Below are 16,076 nucleotides of genomic sequence, written 5' to 3'. Positions count from 1 at the left end.
GTTAAGTTCAGGTTGTCTCTATCGATCGTTCGTTAAGTACGCGTAATGTAGGTGACCTCTGCGACACACGTCAATACCTGGCGGGCGCAGGCCGCAGCGGGGTTTGCGACCCATCTGACCTTGGAGGTTCGCCATGAGGATCGGAACGACTCTGGCCTACAGCGGCGGTTTCAAGCAGGCGGCCGCGGGCCTGCGCGACCTGGAGGCCGCCGGGGCCGAGATCGCCTTCGTGGCGGAGGCGTACTCCTTCGACGCCGTGAGCCAGCTCGGATACCTCGCCTCGGCCACCGACCGGATGCACCTGGCCTCGGCCATCCTGCCGATCTACACCCGGACGCCGTCGCTGCTCGCCATGACCGCAGCCGGGCTGGACTACGTCTCGGACGGCCGGTTCACGCTGGGCCTGGGCGCGTCCGGGCCCCAGGTGGTGGAGGGATTCCACGGCGTTCCGTACGACGCGCCGATCGCCCGCACCCGCGAGATCGTGGACATCTGCCGCCGCGTGTGGAGCCGCGAGGAGGTCGTGTACCAGGGCGAGCACTACGAGCTGCCCCTGCCGGCCGGGCGCGGAACCGGCCTGGGCAAGCCGCTGAAGCTCATCAACCACCCGGTACGCGACCGCATCCCGATCATGCTGGCCGCCATCGGCCCCAAGAACGTGCGGCTCACCGCCGAGATCGCCGAGGGCTGGCTACCGATCTTCGTACATCCCGGCAGGCTGCGCGAGGTGTGGGGCCCGTCCCTCGACGCCGGTCTCGCCCGCCGCGACCCGAGCCTGGGGCCCCTCGACATCGTGGTCACCATGCCACTGGCCATCGGCGACGACGTCGGCCACCTGCTCGACCGCGGCCGCCCGCAGCTCGCGCTGTACATCGGCGGCATGGGCGCCCGGGGCAGGAACTTCTACAACGACCTCGCCCGCCGGTACGGCTACGAACGCGAGGCCGAGCTCATCCAGGACCTCTACCTCTCGGGACGCAAGCGGGAGGCCGAGGCCGCGGTCCCGGAGGACCTGCTGCGCGCCACGTCGCTCATCGGACCGAAGGAGTACGTGGCCGACCGCGTCGCCGAACTCGCCGCATGCGGCATCACCACGGTGAGCGTGAAACCGCTGGCGGAAGAGCCGGCCGGGCGGGTCTCCGCGATCGAGCGACTCCGGGACCTGATGCCCTGATCTTTTGGCCGCGGACCCGGTGCCCGGTCAGGGGTGGAGCGCGGCCATGCCCTCTCCAGGCGCTCGGGCTCATCCCTTGAGGCGCGCCAGAAGCTGGTCGATCGAAGGGGCGACCATCACCCACTTGCCGTCGGCCTTGCGGTACACGACCGTGGGCCCGACGGCGGGGCGGTAGTCGAGCGCGAACGGCATGTCGGGTCCCAGGTCGCCGACGATGAGCGAGCTGCGCGGTTCGAGGTCGCCGGGCGGCTGTGCGGCATCGGGCGTGCCCAGGAACATCGGTCCCGTACGCGCCAGCCAATGGCGGTTCTCGAACTCCATCTGATCGAGGGTGTAGAAGGAAGGCTCCTCCGGCTGCTCGCCGAACACCTTCGCCAGGACGGCGGAGTCCGGTGGCGCCCACCGGCCCTCCCTCATGGCGGCGAGCAGCGCCTCGGGAAGGGGCAATCCATTGATCACGTTACTGTTCACCGAGTAGGCCAGACTTGTCGGTTGGTGGTTTGCCGGATGAGGTCCATGATGGGCCCTCGCAGGTGGTGGGGCACTTCGACACCCTCGAAGGAGGGATTGGCCCCGTTGACGGATCGGGAAACCCAGTGCATGCCGATGGACCCGTCCTCGCGCAGGATCGCGGTGAACCCGACGTTCCCCTCTGGGCGCGTCCCCGTGACGCGCGTGAAGATCTCGTTGACGTCGTAGTGCCCGCCGTAGCGCGGCACCGCGTTCTCGGGCGCCGCGCCGGACCGCAACCTCGAGTCGCCGCTCGGATAGGCGAGGAACCGGCGCGAACCGTGGTCGTACACCCCCGAGAATCCCGCGCCGGGCCGGAAGTCGTCCAGGCGCGCGGGACTGTCGGTCCTGAGATTGGTCAGCGAGTTCCTGGCCTGCTGTCCGGTCAGGTCGTAACGCACCGGGACGTCGTCCGCCACCGCGGGACCGGGCGTGGCCGCCCCGGCTCGCGCGCTCCCCGACCTCCGGAAGAAACGCGCCCCGAGTCTGCCGAAGAGCCCCCCGACCGCGCGGGATACTCCTCTTCCCCCTCTCGCGGCCATGTCAGTCCATGAGCGGGGCGGCGGCCATGATGATCAGCAGGCCGATCAGCCGTCCGGTGAGTTCCTTGAAGACCGGTATCTGCAGCAGAGACGCGCCCAGGGTCGGGCCCGCGGCGGCGATCGCCCGGATCATCGCGGTGGCCAGCGAGGCGAGCTGGACCAGGACATGGACCTTGAGGGCCAGCACGATCGCTCCCGAGATGAACAGCCCCGCGCCCACGGTCAGCATGCCGGTCGTGGCGTCGGAGAGCACCACGTCCGGAGCGTCGTCGGCGTCCCAGGCGGTCTGGAACGCGTTGACCCCGTCACCGGCGTTGTCGTTCCACACCTTGGTGGCCGACATCCGCGCGAGATCGCGTACCGCGTCGAGCAGCGGCTCGGCGTCCACGACCAAGGTGCCCGCTTGTCCGAGCTTGGACTCGTCGGCGTTCGTCCACCAGTATCCGAGGTCCTCGAGCAGCGAGGCCGCCCATCCCGGCAGTTGCAGGCTCATGCCGACGTTTCCCGGCCGAGATCGAAGATGGAGCGCTGCTCCGCGGACGAGCGGTTGACGTCCATCTGGAGTACACCCGTCCCGTAGCTCTGCAGGCCGCTCATCACCGAGCCGAGCGTCTCATCCGCGGCCTCGCGAATCCCCTTGTACGACGCCCCGATGAGCTGGCTGATGAGGTCCTCGCCCACCATGGGTTCGAGCGCGTCCAACGCGTTGCCCAGCGTCACCCAGTGGTCGGTCAGTTCCTTCATCGCCGTGTGCAGACCCGAGCCCGAGAACTGCAGGCTCCCCGCGTGCAACTCCATCTCGCCATCGAATCGGGAACTCATGATCGCCTCTCGAACCGCAGGACGACATCGTTGATCGCCTGAGTGAACTTCTCCATCTGGCGTACCGACTCCTGTTGCAGGGTGAGCAACGTCGCAGAGAGCTCCTCCGCGTCAGGTGACGCGCCGGCCTGCTGGACCGCCTTCGCCCGCAGATCGTCGACGGCCGCGTTCACCGCCTTGACGATCTCCGCGCACATCTCCTCGGAACCGGCTCGCATCAGGCGCGGATCGACCGTCAGGGACGAGAGCCGCCCGCCGGGCGCGACGGTGGCCCGCACCCGGCCGTTGGCCGCCGTGCCCTCACCCTGGAGCGCCGTGCTCTGGTCCCTGGACGTGCCGCCGGCCGAGCCGCCGCCGGCGGCCTGAGCGGATGCCAGGGCTTGCTGGGCCCGCTCGATGATCCGGTCGAGCCCCTCGGCGCCAAGCCCTTCACGGTCCGCCATAGAGTCCCCCTCGCCTCGGTCCAAAGCTCCGCAGACTGTATATATCAGTCATCTTTTCTGAATGTCGGCGACACAGAAAGGCGAGAGTGACCATTGTGACCAGAGTGGCGGTGCCGGCTCAGCAGGTCGAGTGGAACAGCCCGCCCACGGCCACCGACGCCTCGGCCAGCGCGTTGTAGTGCCCGACGGCGGCCGTCGTCTCCTCCACGTGCACCTCGACGCCCTTGTCCGCCAGCTCGCTGAGCGTCTCGGGGCAGACCTGCAGCACCAGCTGCATGCCGCGGGACAGCACGACGACCTGGCAGCCGTGGTCGAGCAGCTCGCGCACGTCGGCGGGCTGGATGCCGGGCGAGTGCCTGGTGCCGGTCTCCCCCCAGTCCCAAGGGCGGCCGCCGCCCGGGTAGAGCTTGAAGTCCTTGCCCTCGCCGATGCCCTCGACCACCATCCGGCCCCAGGAGACGTGCGTGACGAGCGGGCTCTTGTCGTCCATGGAGGGAGACTACGCTCAGGCGAGGATGACCTCGACGGGCAGCTTCTTGATGCCGTTGACGAAGTTCGAGCGGACGCGCGGCACGTCCCCGGTCAGCCGGATGCCGGCGATGCGGGGGACGAGCTCCTCGAACATGATGCGGATCTCGGTGCGGGCCAGGAGGTTGCCCAGGCACAGGTGCGGGCTGCCCTTGCCGAAGGTGAGATGGTCGTTCTTGCCGCGGGTGACGTCGAAGTCGTACGGGTTGCCGAAGACCTTCTCGTCGCGGTTGCCGGAGGCGTACCACATGACGACCTTGTCGCCTTCCTTGATCCGCTTGCCGCCGAGCTCGACGTCCCGGGTGGCGGTGCGGCGGAAGTGGTAGACCGGCGAGGCCCAGCGCAGGAACTCCTCGACCGCGCCCGGGATGAGCGACGGGTCGCGGCGCAGCAGGTCGAGCTGGTCCGGGTGCTGGATGAGGGCGAGCATGGCGTGCGAGATGGCGTGCCGGGTGGTCTCGTTGCCGGCGACGACGAGGAGCAGGAAGTAGTTGTCGAAGTCCTGCCCGGAGAGGGGGACGCCGTCGCGCGGGGTCTCGTTGACGAGCTTGGAGACCAGGTCGGACCCGGTGCCGCCGCGCCGCTGGCGGGCCAGCTCGCGGCCGTACTCGAAGACCTCCAGGGAGGCGGGGGAGCGAAAGGGCAGGTGCTTGTACTGTTCGCTCTCCTCGCTGCCCAGCAGCACGTCGGCGTAGTCGGGGTCGGTGTTGCCGATGATGCGGTTGCCCCACTCGATGAGCTGCTTGGTGTCGCCGTCGGGGACGTCCAGCAGGCGGGCCAGCACGTTGATGGGGAAGTCGGCGGCGACGTCGGCGACGAAGTCGAAGGAGCCCTTGGCGAAGGCCGCGTCCAGAGTGGTGGCGGTCAGACCGCGCAGGAAGTCGGTGTACTGGCTGATGACGGCGGCGCCGAACTGGCGCTGGAGCAGGCCGCGCAGGGCGCGGTGGCGCACGCCGTCGAGCTCCAGGATGGAGGCGCGGCGTTTGATCTGGTCGTCGTCGACCTCCTCCAGGTTGACGAACTTGGTGGAGGTGAAGGTCTCGGCGTCGCGGTCGACGCGGGTGATGTCCTCGTGGCGGGTGACGGCCCAGAACCCGGCGTTCGGGGCGGGCTCCGGCTGCCAGTGGACGGGGTCCTCGTGGCGCAGGGTGTGGAACATGCGCCAGGGGGTGACGCCGTCGGTGAAGTTGCCGGGGTCGGCGAGGTCGATCTCGTCGAGGGGGAGGGGCTCGGGGATCATGACGGTGCTGCTCCTCGGCGTCACAGGTGGTAGGCGTACTCGGTGAACTCCCAGTCGGTGACGTGCCGGTGGAAGCGTTCGATCTCGTTGCGCTTGTAGGTGAGGTAGGAGGTGGCGAAGCCCTTGCCGAGCAGGTCGGTCAGCTCGGCGTCGGCCTCGAAGGCGTCGAGCGCGTCGGCCAGCGTCATGGGGAGCACGGCGGCGCGGGAGGTGTCGTAGCCGTAGCCCTCCAGCGGAGGAGGCGGCTCCTGCCCGGCGCGCACGCCGAGCAGCGCGGCCGCGACGGTGCCGGCGATCAGCAGGTACGGGTTGGCGCTGGCGTCGCCCAGGCGCAGCTCGAAGCGGGTGCCGGCGCCGCGCTCGGGCGGGATGCGGACCATGGCGCTGCGATTGTCCAGGCCCCAGTCGATCAGCCAGGGGGCGAGCGTGTCGGGGCCGAAGCGCTTGTAGGAGTTGACGGTCGGGTTGGCCAGCGCGGCCAGCGCGGGGGCGTGGGCCAGGACGCCGGCGATCGCGTGCCGGGCGGTGGCCGACAGCCCGTACGGCGCCGACGGGTCGTCGAAGCAGTTGCGCGCATCGTCGCCCGCGACGCAGGACAGATGGAGGTGGAAGCCGGAGCCGCCTTCGTCGTTGAACGGCTTGGCCATGAACGTCGCCAGCCGTCCCTCCGCGCGGGCCAGTTCCTTGACCGCCGACTTGAACAGGAACGTCCGGTCGGCGGCGTCCAGGGCGGCGGAGTGGGTGAGGTTGATCTCGAACTGGCCGCTGCTGAACTCGTGGTTGCCCATGCTCACGCCGAGGCCGAGGTCGCGCAGGAGGCGCAGCGTGCGCAGCAGGTGGCCGTCGGGGTCGCCGCGCCGCCCGGCGGTGTAGACGTTGCCCGGGGCCTCGGCGTAGCGCCGCCATCCGGTGGGCGCGGCCGGGTCGGGTTCGCACAGGAAGTACTCCAGCTCGGGGCCGGTGACGAGGCCGAGCCCGTGCTCGGCGTACCGGTCGAGCACACCGCGCAGCAGGTCGCGCGGCGACTCCGGGACCGTCTCGCCGGTGGCCGGGTCGATCACCTCGCCCAGGCACCAGGCGACCCCGGGCTCCCACGGCAGGGGCGCGAGCGTGCCGAGGTCGGGGCGGACGACGATGTCGGGCAGCCCGGCGTCGAGGCCGCCGGCGACGGGGACGACGTCGCCTTGAGGGCTGGTGTGGTAGACGGCGCGGCAGAAGGCGAGCCCGTGCTCGCACGCGCTCTCCAGGTGCTCGACCAGCACGTCCCGGGCCCGGTCGGTGCCGATGAGATCGGGGTAGACCACGCGGACCACGTCCACGTCCAGAGCGGCCAGCCGGGCCAGGTGCTCGTGGAGGTGCGGCATGTCCTGAGCGCTCATCGGCGTCTCCTCGGGCGGGCGGGGTGAGGGCACGGCAGCGCACCCTTGGCTTCGTTTGAAGCCAAACGATATGTTCTGGCGGACGAGCCTGCAAGAGGCCGTCCCCATCATTTTCCGTGGTCACGGCCCTTGACCTGGTCCTGGGCGCCTCCTTATGTTGTTTGGACTCAAACGATTAGGAGGGTGTGGCCGATGAAGGTCGTCGTCGACATGAACAAGTGCCAGGACCACGGGCAGTGCGTGTTCGCCGCCCCCGACGTCTTCCGGCTCGACGAGGCCGGTCACCTGGCGTACGTCGCCGATCCGGACGAGTCGCTGCGCGCCGACGTCGAGGACGCCGCGGACGTCTGCCCGCTCCAGGCGATCACGGTTGAGGACTGACGTGTCGTCCCGCGTCGTCGTGGCCGGAGCCTCGATGGGCGGCCTGCGGGCGGCCGAGCAGCTGCGTGCGGCGGGCTGGACCGGGTCGATCACCGTGGTCGGCGACGAGCCGCTCATGCCCTACAACCGCCCGCCGCTGTCGAAAGAGGTGCTCGCAGGCAAGGAGTCCTTCGAGTCGCTGGCCTTCCGGCCCCGCGCGAGCGTCGCCGACGCGGAATGGATCCTCGGCACCGCCGTGACCTCCGCCGATCTGGCCCGCCGTGTGGTCGGCCTGGGCGACGGGACCGAGCTGGCCTTCGACGGCCTGGTCGTCGCCACCGGCGTGCGGCCCCGGCGGCTGCGCTGCCCCGGACCGGCCGCCGGCCGCCACACCGTGCGCACCGTGGACGACGCCCGCGCGCTGCGTGCGGATCTCGCCCGGCCGGGCGCGCACGTCGTGGTGGTCGGCGCGGGGTTCATCGGCTGCGAGGTCGCCGCCACCGCCGTGGCTCTCGGCGCCGCCCACGTCACGGTGGCCGACCCGGAGCCGCTGCCCATGCTGCGACCCCTCGGCGACCTGCTGGCCCGCGAGTTGCTGCGCCGTCACCAGGAACGCGGCGTGCGCTTCGCCCTCGGCACCCCGGTGACCGCCTTCGAAGGCGGGGATCGGGTGACCGGCGTGGTGCTGGCGGACGGGCGAAGGCTGCCCGCGGACGTGGTGGTCGAGGCGGTCGGGTCGATCCCCAACACCGCATGGCTGGACGGCAACGGCCTGGACCTCGCCGACGGCGTGCTCACCGACGAACTGCTGCGGGCCGGCGGCCTGCCGCACGTCGTGGCGGTCGGCGACGTCGCCCGCTTCCCCAACGCCCGCTACGACGGCGTGCCCCGCCGGGTCGAGCACTGGTCGATGCCCGCCGACAGCGCCAAGCGCGCCGCGAAGACCCTGGCCGCCCATCTCGCCGGCGCCGAGCCGGACCCCGAGCCGTTCGCGCCCCTGCCTGCCTTCTGGAGCGACCAGCACGACTTCCGCCTGCAGTCCTTCGGCGCCCCGGCGCTCGGCCTGGACGACACCCGCGTGCTCGACGGCGAGCCGGGCGGGGACGTCGTCGTCGGCTACCACCGCTCCGGGCGGCTGGTGGGCGTCGTCGCCCTCGGCGGCCCGGCCGCCGGCGCCGCGGCCGCCCGCCACCGCCCCGCCCTGCTCGAGCAGCCCGCTCTCACCGCGTAAGGAAATCACCCCCATGACCTTCTGGTATCCGCGGACGGCCACCGGCCGGGCCTCGCTGATCCCCGCGCCGCCGTGGCACTACTCCGGCGACCTGCTCACCATCGAGTACCGCACGGACCCCGCCCGGGTCAGGGAACTGCTGCCCGAGCCGCTGGAGCTCGCCCCTGAGGATCCCGGCGCGGTGGCGCTCATCTGGGCCGACTGGCAGTCCTGCGCCGCCTCCGGAGAGGAACTGCTCGATCCGGTACGCGCACAGTACAAGGAGGCGTTCGCGGTCGTGCGCTGCTCCTACCGGGGCCGCACGTACTCCCGCTGCGTCTACATCTGGGTGGACAAGGACTTCGCCATCGCGCGCGGCATCCACCAGGGCTACCCGAAGAAGCTCGGCTCCATCCACCTGACCCGCCCCCACCCGTACGGACCCGCGCCGCGCATCGAGGCGGGCGCCCGTTTCGGAGCGACCCTCGCCGCCGCCGACCGCAGGCTCGCCCAGGCGGTGGTGACGCTGCGCGAGCCCGCCGAGGGCAACGGCTTCGTCAACGGCCATCCCATGGCGCACCACCGCAGGTTGCCCTCGATCGAGAAGGGCGGCGGGCTCGCGCTCGACGAGCTGATCGCCTCCGGCGCGGCCTCCTTCGAGGGCGGCACGCCCTGGCGCGGCGAGGCCGACCTGGAGCTGTTCGAGGCCCCCACGGAAGAGCTGGCCAGGTTGGAGATCCGCGAACCCATCGGCGCCTATTACCGCCAGGTCGGCGTCGTCTGGGACGGCGGCACGCTACTCGAAGCAAAGGAAGACTCATGACCGCGTACACCGCGACCGTCGCCGGGATCGCCGTCGACACCCGCCACTGGATCGGCGGGGCCCGCGTCGCCTCCGCCACGACCTTCACCGACGAGTCGCCCATCGACGGCCGCGTGCTCGCCGAGATCGCCCGCGGCGGCCGGGCGGAGGCCGAGGCCGCCGTGGCGGCCGCGCAGGAGGCCTTCCCCGCGTGGGCGGCCACGCCGCCCGCCGAGCGCGCCCGCCTCCTGCGCGCGATCGCCGACGGGGTGGAAAAGCGCCTGGAGGACCTGGCGATCGTCGAGACCACCGACAACGGCGCGCTGCTGCGCTCCCACCGGCGCGGCGTGATGCCGCGCGTCGCCCACAACTTCCGCTTCTTCGCCGGCCGGCTGGACGGCCTGGGGCACGACGACTTCGACACCCGCGGCCACACCAACCACGTCTCCTGGGATCCGGCCGGGCCGTGCGTGCTGATCACGCCGTGGAACGCGCCGCTGATGCTGGCCACGTGGAAGGTCGCCCCGGCGCTTGCCGCCGGCGACACGGTGGTGCTCAAGCCGGCCGAGTGGTCGCCGCTCACCGCCTCACTGCTGGCCGACATCGCGGCCGAGGCCGGGCTGCCCGCCGGAGTCCTCAACGTCGTCCAGGGGTACGGCGCCGAGGCCGGGGCCGCGCTGGTCTCCCACCCGGGGGTGCGCCGCATCAGCTTCACCGGCTCGGTGCCCACCGCCAAGCACATCGCCCGGGCCGCCGCCGCCAACCTCGTCCCCACGAGCTTCGAGCTGGGCGGCAAGTCGCCGCTGCTCGTCTTCGCCGACGCCGATCTCGACCTGGCCGTGGACCTGGCGGTCGAGCAGTACGACAACGCCGGCCAGGTCTGCCTGGCCGCCACCCGGCTGCTCGTGGACTCTTCGATCGCCGAGGAGTTCACCCGCCGCTTCGTGGCCAAGGCGGCGGCGCTGGTCCAGGGCGACCCGCGCGACGAGGCCACCGACATCGGCCCCAACATCCACTCCCGGCAGCTCGACAAGATCGACGGGTTCGTGCGACGGGCGCTGGCCGCCGGAGCGCGGGCCGTCATCGGCGGCGGCCCCAACACCGATCTCGGGGGCCTCTACTACCGGCCGACCCTGCTCACCGGCGTGGCCCAGGACAGCGAGATCGTCCAGGAGGAGGTCTTCGGCCCGGTGTTGACCCTGCAGACCTTCGACACCGAGGACGAGGCGATCCGGTTGGCCAACGACACCCGCTTCGGCCTGGCCGCCACCGTCGCCACCGGCGACCGCGATCGCGCCGAGCGCGTCACCGCCCGGCTCGTCGCCGGGACCGTGTGGGTGAACTGCTTCTTCGTCCGCGACCTGCGCGCGCCCTTCGGCGGCTCGCGCGAGTCCGGCGTCGGCCGCGAGGGCGGCACCTGGAGCTTCGACTTCTACTGCGACCTGAAGAACACCGTGACCGCCCCGGAGGGATGGCAGAACCATGGGTGAGATCGTCGGAGCGGGCCTGCTCGCGCACGTGCCCACCATCGTGCTCCCCGAGCACGAACGGCTGGAGCTGAACGAGGGCAAGGAGATCACCCTCGTCACCGGCCTGCGCGAGCTGCGCAAGGACGTCTTCGAGAGCCTCGACTACGACACCGTCGTCGTGCTCGACTCGCACTGGGCCACCACCGTGGAGTTCGTGGTCACCGCGCACGGGCGCCGGGCCGGGCTGTTCACCAGCGAGGAGCTGCCGCGCGGCATGTGCCGCATGCCCTACGACTTCCCCGGCGACCCGGAGCTGGCCGCCAACGTGGCCGCCTTCGCCGACAAGCACGGCACCTGGATCACCCCGATCGACGACGAGTACCTGCCGATCTACTACGCCACGATCAACCTGTGGAAGTTCCTCGGCGAGGGGCTGCCGGACAAGCGGTGGGTGACGATCGGCGTCTGCCAGACCGGCGACATGGAGGACCACCTGCGCCTGGGCCGTGCCCTGGCCGACGGCATCGCGGCCACCCCCGGCCGCAGGGTGCTGCTCATCGCCTCCGGCGCGTTGTCGCACACCTTCTGGCCTTTGCGGGAGCTGCGCGACCACGAGGCCAGCGACCCGCGCCACATCTTCACGCCCGAGGCGCGGGCGGCCGACCAGCAGCGCATCGCCTGGTTCAAGGAGGGCCGCCACGACAAGGTCCTGGACACCATGCCGGAGTTCTGGACGTACAAGCCCGAGGCCCGCTTCTCCCACTACCTCATGATGGCCGGCGCCCTCGGCGAGCAGGCGTGCACCGCCCGCGCCCGCCAGTACGGCGAGTACGAGAACTCCGTCGGCACCGGCCAGGTCCACCTCTGGTTCGACCGCCCGTCCGGCGGCTGGACCGCGCCCCGTCAGGAGAACGCCCATGCCTGAGTACCGCCGCATCCTGCTCAACGGCGCCGTCGTGGAGACCGTCCGCGACGGGGACGAGCTCGTCGCCGGCGACGGCCGCCGCGTCAAGATCGACGACGCCGTCCATCTGCCGCCGGTCGTCCCGTCGAAGATCATCGCGGTGCACCTCAATCACCGCAGCCGGGTCGAGGAGTTCCAGATCAAGCTCTCGGCCACGCCCACGTACTTCCACAAACCGACCTCCTCGCTCAACGCCCACCGCGGCGACGTCGTGCGCCCGGAGGGCTGCAAGTGGCTCAACTACGAGGGCGAGGTGGCCATCGTCATCGGCCGGACCTGCCGCAACGTCTCTCCCGCCGAGACGGTGGATTACATCGCCGGCTACACCGTGGCCAACGACTTCGGGCTGCACGACTTCCGCGACACCGACGCCGGGTCCATGCTCCGCGTCAAGGGCTCCGACACCCTGTGCCCGCTCGGCCCCGGTCTGGTCACCGGCTGGGACTTCCGCGGCAAGTACCTGCGCACGTACGTCAACGGAGCCGTGGTCCAGGACGGCTCCACCGACGAGATGACGTGGGACATGCACTACCTCGTCGCCGACATCGCCCGCACCATCACCCTCTACCCCGGCGACGTGCTGCTGTCCGGCACCCCTGCCAACTCCCGCCCGGTCCGGCCGGGCGACCTGGTCGAGGTCGAGGTCGAGGGATTGGGGCGGCTGTCGAACCGCGTCGTCACCGGCCCCGCCGCGATCCGCGCCGACGTCGGCGCCCAGCCCACCGAGTCCGAGGAGGTGCTGTCCACGGCGCTCGGCGGCGACTGGGAGTTCCGCGGCATCCGCCCGCCCCGCCGATAGACGGGCCCGATAGACGGGCCCGATAGACGGACGCGGCCGACCCCTCTTGCCAGACGAACGGTTCAGAGCTCATGATGAGGCGCATTCGTTTGGCTGCAAACGATATCCCCTCCTTTTCGGCACCGGCAGGTGACTTCATGGACACATCAGCGACCGCAGCCACAGGAGTGGCGCAGGAACCACACGCGGCGGCCCGGCTCAAGCCGAACGCGCTCGGCGTCCTCGGCATCGTCTTCTTCGTACTCTCCGCACAGGCTCCGCTGACCGGCATCGCCGGTGCGGCCCCCATCGCGGTGGCCATCGGCAACGGCGCCGCCGCCCCTGCCGCCTACCTCGTGGCAGGGCTCGTCATCCTGCTCTTCTCGGTCGGCTTCGTGGCCATGAGCAGGCACGTCGTCGACGCCGGCGCCTTCTACGTCTACATCGGCAAAGGTCTCGGCCGGACGGCCGGCACCGGCAGCGCTGCTGTCGCGCTGTTCGCCTACTGCGCCATCCAGGCCGCGATGTACGGCCTGTACGGCGCCATCGTCTCCGGTCTCGCCGGTCAGTACGCCGGCCTGGACCTGCCCTGGTGGGTCTGGTCGCTGCTGACGATCGCCGTCGTGCAGGTGCTCGGCCAGGCCGGCATCGAGATCGGCGCCAAGGTGCTCGCGGTCTTCGTGCTCGCCGAGTTCAGCATCCTGCTCGCCTTCGCCCTGGTCACCCTCGTCAAGGGCGGTGGGCCGGAAGGGCTCGGCGTCGCCCAGACGTTCGCGCCGGACGCGGTCCTCGCCGGCGCGCCGGGTGTGGCGCTGATGTTCGCCGTGGCCTCGCTGTTCGGCTTCGAGGCCACCGCCATCTACGGCGAAGAGGCCCGTGACGCCAGGCGCACCGTCCCGAGGGCGACCTACCTGGCGGTCGCCGTGGTTAGCGCCTTCTTCGTGCTCACCTCCTGGATGCTGATCAGCGCGTACGGCGCCTCCAAGGCCGTCGCGGAAGCCGGCAAGGCCCTGGAGGCGGGCGACTCGGCGGGGTTCGTCTTCGCGCCCGTGGTGGCCCTGTTCGGCGGCTGGGCCGGCGAGGTGCTGCCGATCCTGCTGGCCACCTCCCTGTTCGCGGGCGTGCTCGCCTTCCACAACTCCGCCAACCGCTACCTGTTCTCGCTCGGCAGGGAGGGCGTGCTCCCGCGCAGGCTGGGCTCGCTCAACCGGCGGCACTCGCCCTCGCAGGCGGGATGGGCGCAGACGGCGATCGCCGTGGTCCTGATCCTGCCGTTCGCGCTGGGCGGGCTGGACCCCGTGCTGACCCTGTTCTCCTGGTTCAGCGGCGTGGCCGTGCTCGCCATGATGCTGATGTACCTGCTCACCTCGGTCTCCGTGGTGGTCTTCTTCCGCCGGGAACGGGTGGACAGCCGGCCGTGGAACACCCTGGTCGCGCCCCTCCTGGGCGCGCTCGGCGTCGCGGCCGTCATCTGGCTCGTCCTGGCCAACTTCGCCACGCTCATCGGCGGCTCGGTCGCCACGGCGGTGTGGCTGGTGTGCGCCGTACCGGTCGTCATGCTTGTCGGCATGCTCGCCTCACGGCGGGCGGGAAGGGCCACGCAGTGATCGACGAGGACTGGGCCGCCCGCGCCGGGCGGACGGCCCTGCCCACCTGTCACCACATCGACGGCGCCGGCGAACCCGGCGGGGGAGCGACGTTCAAGGTCGTCTCACCCCGGGACGGGCGGGTCCTGACCGAAGTCGCCGACGCCGGGCAGGCCGAGGTGGACCGCGCCGTGGCCGCCGCCCGCCGCGCCTTCGACCACGGCGACTGGCCGCGCCTGGCGCCCGCGGACCGCGGCCGGACGCTGCTCCGCCTCGCCGGCCTGCTGGAGGAACGGCGCGCGGACCTGGCGCTGGCCATCAGCCTGGAGATGGGCAAACCCATCAAGGACGCCTACGACATCGAGCTGCGTGCCGCCATCTCCACCTTCCGCTGGTACGGCCAGCTCGCCGACAAGCTCACCGGCGAGTCCCCGCACGTCGCTCCCGACGCCCTCGCACTCGTCACCCGCGAGCCCGCCGGCGTGGCCGGCGCGGTCGTGCCGTGGAACTTCCCGCTCACCATCGCCTCGTGGAAGATCGCTCCTGCTTTGGCGGCCGGGTGCACGGTGGTGCTCAAGCCTTCGGAGCGGTCGCCGCTGTCGGCCCTCATGCTGGCGGGGCTGGCGACCGAGGCGGGGCTGCCGCCCGGCGTGCTCAACGTCGTCACCGGAGACGGCCCCATCGCCGGGCGGGCCCTCGGCCTGCACCCCGACGTGGACGTCCTGGCCTTCACCGGCTCCACCGCCGTCGGCCGGCACTTCCTGCGCTACTCCGCCGACTCCAACCTCAAGCGCGTCTGGCTCGAGCTCGGCGGCAAATCCCCGAACATCATCCTGCCCGACGCCCCCGACCTCGACCGGGCCGCCGCCACCGCCGCTTGGGGCATCTTCTTCAACCAGGGGGAGATGTGCACCGCGCCCTCCCGCCTGCTCGTCCACTCCTCGATCGCCGAGCGCGTGACCGAGGCGATCGTCGCCCGCGCACGAGAGCTGCGGGTCGGCGACCCCCTCGACCCGGTGACGGAGATGGGTCCGCTGGCGGGCGAGGCGCACCTGGGGCGGGTGCTCGACCACGTCCGCTCCGGCGTCGAGGACGGAGCCCGCCTGCTGACCGGGGGATCGCGCAGGCAGCCCGGCAGCTACCTGGAGCCCACCGTGTTCGACCGGGTCACTCCCGGCATGCGGCTGGCCCGCGAGGAGATCTTCGGGCCCGTGCTCTCCGTGCTGACCTTCGACGACCTGGACGAGGCCGTCGAACTCGCCAACGCCACCGAGTACGGGCTGGCCGCCGGCCTGTGGACCGCCGACCTGTCCACCGCTCACAAGGTCGCCCGCGCCCTGCGGGCCGGCACGGTCTGGGTGAACTGCTACGAGGAAGGCGACCTGACCGTGCCGTTCGGCGGCATGAAGCAGTCGGGCAACGGCCGCGACAAGTCCACTTACGCCCTGGAGAAGTACACCGAGCTGAAGACCACGTGGATCCAGCTGTGAGACCCCTGATCGCGATACCCGCCCGATTCTCCGCCTCCGCCTCCGCCCTGCGCCATGCCGCCGAGGTCAGCGCCCGCGCCCTGCTCGAAGCCGTCTGGCGGGCGGGCGGGGAGCCCGTCGCGCTCCATCCGCACGCCCCCGGCGGGGTCGCCGACCCGGACGAGGTGGCCGCCCGGCTGGCCCGTTTCGACGGCGTCCTGCTCCCTGGCGGCGGCGACCTCGCGCCGCACCGGTACGGTGAGGCCGCCGCGCACGAGAGCGTCTACGACGTGGACGACGATCAGGACGGCTTCGACCTGGAGGTCGCCCGCCAGGCCCTGGCCGCCGGGCAGCCGCTGCTGGCCGTCTGCCGGGGTCTCCAGGTGCTCAACACCGCGCTCGGCGGCACCCTGGAGCAGGACATGGGCGGTCCGGGCAGGGAGCACCGCCACGTCGTGCACCCGGTCGCGTTGCTGCCGGGCTCGCTGCTCGAGCGGGTCACCGGGGCGCAGAAGGTGAGCGTGTCCTGCTACCACCACCAGCGGGTGGCCCGGCTCGGCACGGGGCTGACCGTCACCGCCGAGGCGGCCGACGGCACGATCGAGGCGCTCGAAGGTCCCGCCCTGTCCTCGTGGCTGGCCGCCGTGCAATGGCATCCCGAGGACACCGCCCACGAGGACCCCGCCCAGCAGGCCGTCTTCGACGCCTTCATCCGCGCGGCCCGGCCCTGACCGGCTCCAGCCCCAGGTCTCGGGCCGGACGGGCCGGGGTCTCGGGCGGACGGGGCCTGGCGGGCCCGG

The 16,076-nt window shown here is 71.5% G+C and carries 18 protein-coding genes; 10 read left to right on the top strand and 8 right to left on the bottom strand.

Going from position 1 to position 16,076, the window contains the following annotated elements; all coding sequences use genetic code 11:
- Window positions 1–133: 133 nt before the first annotated feature.
- Window positions 134–1,174 (top strand): LLM class F420-dependent oxidoreductase, encoded by a 1,041-nt coding sequence (locus tag ID574_RS15965; protein WP_188189690.1) that lies wholly within the window; start codon window positions 134–136, stop codon window positions 1,172–1,174.
- 69 nt (window positions 1,175–1,243) lie between these two features.
- Here the strand turns inward: ID574_RS15965 and ID574_RS15960 are convergent, their stop codons facing one another.
- The 8 genes from ID574_RS15960 to ID574_RS15925 form a co-directional block, all read right to left on the bottom strand.
- Window positions 1,244–1,633: a hypothetical protein gene (locus tag ID574_RS15960; protein ID WP_188189689.1), complete on the bottom strand. Its 390-nt coding sequence runs from the start codon at window positions 1,631–1,633 to the stop codon at window positions 1,244–1,246.
- 8 nt (window positions 1,634–1,641) lie between these two features.
- Window positions 1,642–2,103 carry a hypothetical protein gene (locus ID574_RS15955; RefSeq protein ID WP_188189688.1) on the bottom strand — a complete coding sequence of 154 codons (462 nt, stop codon included), beginning with the start codon at window positions 2,101–2,103 and terminating at the stop codon, window positions 1,642–1,644.
- 124 nt (window positions 2,104–2,227) lie between these two features.
- Entirely contained in the window at window positions 2,228–2,719 is a 492-nt protein-coding gene (locus tag ID574_RS15950; RefSeq protein WP_188189687.1) for a hypothetical protein, read from the bottom strand.
- Window positions 2,716–3,048, bottom strand: a complete 333-nt coding sequence (locus ID574_RS15945; RefSeq protein WP_188189686.1) for a hypothetical protein — start codon at window positions 3,046–3,048, stop codon at window positions 2,716–2,718. The genes ID574_RS15950 and ID574_RS15945 overlap by 4 nt, the downstream gene beginning before the upstream one ends.
- The gene (locus tag ID574_RS15940; RefSeq protein ID WP_188189685.1) at window positions 3,045–3,491 is read right to left on the bottom strand and encodes a YbaB/EbfC family nucleoid-associated protein; all 447 of its coding nucleotides are present in this window, start codon (window positions 3,489–3,491) and stop codon (window positions 3,045–3,047) included. The genes ID574_RS15945 and ID574_RS15940 overlap by 4 nt, the downstream gene beginning before the upstream one ends.
- A 118-nt stretch (window positions 3,492–3,609) precedes the next feature.
- Window positions 3,610–3,981, bottom strand: coding sequence for an Mth938-like domain-containing protein (locus tag ID574_RS15935; protein ID WP_188189684.1), 372 nt, complete (start codon window positions 3,979–3,981; stop codon window positions 3,610–3,612).
- Between the two features lie 15 nt (window positions 3,982–3,996).
- Window positions 3,997–5,259: a cytochrome P450 gene (locus ID574_RS15930; protein ID WP_188189683.1), complete on the bottom strand. Its 1,263-nt coding sequence runs from the start codon at window positions 5,257–5,259 to the stop codon at window positions 3,997–3,999.
- 20 nt (window positions 5,260–5,279) lie between these two features.
- Window positions 5,280–6,638 (bottom strand): glutamine synthetase family protein, encoded by a 1,359-nt coding sequence (locus tag ID574_RS15925; RefSeq protein ID WP_188189682.1) that lies wholly within the window; start codon window positions 6,636–6,638, stop codon window positions 5,280–5,282.
- Between the two features lie 192 nt (window positions 6,639–6,830).
- Between ID574_RS15925 and ID574_RS15920 the strand changes: the two genes are divergently transcribed.
- The 9 genes from ID574_RS15920 to ID574_RS15880 all read left to right on the top strand — a co-directional run bounded on the left by ID574_RS15920 (window position 6,831) and on the right by ID574_RS15880 (window position 16,007).
- Window positions 6,831–7,019, top strand: a complete 189-nt coding sequence (locus ID574_RS15920) for a ferredoxin (protein ID WP_188189681.1) — start codon at window positions 6,831–6,833, stop codon at window positions 7,017–7,019.
- Between the two features lies 1 nt (window position 7,020).
- Window positions 7,021–8,229 carry an NAD(P)/FAD-dependent oxidoreductase gene (locus ID574_RS15915; protein ID WP_188189680.1) on the top strand — a complete coding sequence of 403 codons (1,209 nt, stop codon included), beginning with the start codon at window positions 7,021–7,023 and terminating at the stop codon, window positions 8,227–8,229.
- A gap of 13 nt (window positions 8,230–8,242) precedes the next feature.
- Window positions 8,243–9,031, top strand: coding sequence for an acetoacetate decarboxylase family protein (locus ID574_RS15910; protein ID WP_188189679.1), 789 nt, complete (start codon window positions 8,243–8,245; stop codon window positions 9,029–9,031).
- Window positions 9,028–10,500, top strand: a complete 1,473-nt coding sequence (locus tag ID574_RS15905; RefSeq protein ID WP_188189678.1) for an aldehyde dehydrogenase — start codon at window positions 9,028–9,030, stop codon at window positions 10,498–10,500. Before ID574_RS15910 ends, ID574_RS15905 begins: the two co-directional genes overlap by 4 nt.
- Window positions 10,493–11,404, top strand: coding sequence for a 3,4-dihydroxyphenylacetate 2,3-dioxygenase (locus ID574_RS15900; RefSeq protein ID WP_188189677.1), 912 nt, complete (start codon window positions 10,493–10,495; stop codon window positions 11,402–11,404). The genes ID574_RS15905 and ID574_RS15900 overlap by 8 nt, the downstream gene beginning before the upstream one ends.
- A complete protein-coding gene (locus ID574_RS15895; RefSeq protein ID WP_188189676.1) occupies window positions 11,397–12,242 on the top strand; it encodes a fumarylacetoacetate hydrolase family protein in 846 nt (281 codons plus the stop codon). The genes ID574_RS15900 and ID574_RS15895 overlap by 8 nt, the downstream gene beginning before the upstream one ends.
- Window positions 12,243–12,379: 137 nt before the next feature.
- Complete coding sequence (locus ID574_RS15890) at window positions 12,380–13,828, top strand: APC family permease (protein ID WP_188189675.1); 1,449 nt, start codon at window positions 12,380–12,382, stop codon at window positions 13,826–13,828.
- The gene (locus ID574_RS15885; protein ID WP_188189674.1) at window positions 13,825–15,297 is read left to right on the top strand and encodes an aldehyde dehydrogenase; all 1,473 of its coding nucleotides are present in this window, start codon (window positions 13,825–13,827) and stop codon (window positions 15,295–15,297) included. Before ID574_RS15890 ends, ID574_RS15885 begins: the two co-directional genes overlap by 4 nt.
- Window positions 15,294–16,007, top strand: a complete 714-nt coding sequence (locus tag ID574_RS15880) for a gamma-glutamyl-gamma-aminobutyrate hydrolase family protein (protein ID WP_223166736.1) — start codon at window positions 15,294–15,296, stop codon at window positions 16,005–16,007. Before ID574_RS15885 ends, ID574_RS15880 begins: the two co-directional genes overlap by 4 nt.
- The last annotated feature ends 69 nt before the right edge of the window (window positions 16,008–16,076 follow it).

The organism is Nonomuraea sp. SYSU D8015, from assembly GCF_008065375.1.
In the GTDB taxonomy this organism is placed as follows: Bacteria; Actinomycetota; Actinomycetes; order Streptosporangiales; family Streptosporangiaceae; genus Nonomuraea.
The sequence above is the reverse complement of the archived record's forward strand: the minus strand, read 5'-3'. Positions and strand labels throughout refer to the sequence as shown.

What these genes read in the sequence shown, in the direction of transcription:
- ID574_RS15965 (WP_188189690.1), top strand. Translation starts at nt 134, where the DNA reads ATGAGGATCGGAACGACTCTGGCCTACAGCGGCGGTTTCAAGCAGGCG.
- ID574_RS15950 (WP_188189687.1), bottom strand. Translation starts at nt 2,719, where the DNA reads ATGAGCCTGCAACTGCCGGGATGGGCGGCCTCGCTGCTCGAGGACCTC.
- ID574_RS15945 (WP_188189686.1), bottom strand. Translation starts at nt 3,048, where the DNA reads ATGAGTTCCCGATTCGATGGCGAGATGGAGTTGCACGCGGGGAGCCTG.
- ID574_RS15940 (WP_188189685.1), bottom strand. Translation starts at nt 3,491, where the DNA reads ATGGCGGACCGTGAAGGGCTTGGCGCCGAGGGGCTCGACCGGATCATC.
- ID574_RS15935 (WP_188189684.1), bottom strand. Translation starts at nt 3,981, where the DNA reads ATGGACGACAAGAGCCCGCTCGTCACGCACGTCTCCTGGGGCCGGATG.
- ID574_RS15930 (WP_188189683.1), bottom strand. Translation starts at nt 5,259, where the DNA reads ATGATCCCCGAGCCCCTCCCCCTCGACGAGATCGACCTCGCCGACCCC.
- ID574_RS15925 (WP_188189682.1), bottom strand. Translation starts at nt 6,638, where the DNA reads ATGAGCGCTCAGGACATGCCGCACCTCCACGAGCACCTGGCCCGGCTG.
- ID574_RS15920 (WP_188189681.1), top strand. Translation starts at nt 6,831, where the DNA reads ATGAAGGTCGTCGTCGACATGAACAAGTGCCAGGACCACGGGCAGTGC.
- ID574_RS15910 (WP_188189679.1), top strand. Translation starts at nt 8,243, where the DNA reads ATGACCTTCTGGTATCCGCGGACGGCCACCGGCCGGGCCTCGCTGATC.
- ID574_RS15905 (WP_188189678.1), top strand. Translation starts at nt 9,028, where the DNA reads ATGACCGCGTACACCGCGACCGTCGCCGGGATCGCCGTCGACACCCGC.
- ID574_RS15900 (WP_188189677.1), top strand. Translation starts at nt 10,493, where the DNA reads ATGGGTGAGATCGTCGGAGCGGGCCTGCTCGCGCACGTGCCCACCATC.
- ID574_RS15895 (WP_188189676.1), top strand. Translation starts at nt 11,397, where the DNA reads ATGCCTGAGTACCGCCGCATCCTGCTCAACGGCGCCGTCGTGGAGACC.
- ID574_RS15890 (WP_188189675.1), top strand. Translation starts at nt 12,380, where the DNA reads ATGGACACATCAGCGACCGCAGCCACAGGAGTGGCGCAGGAACCACAC.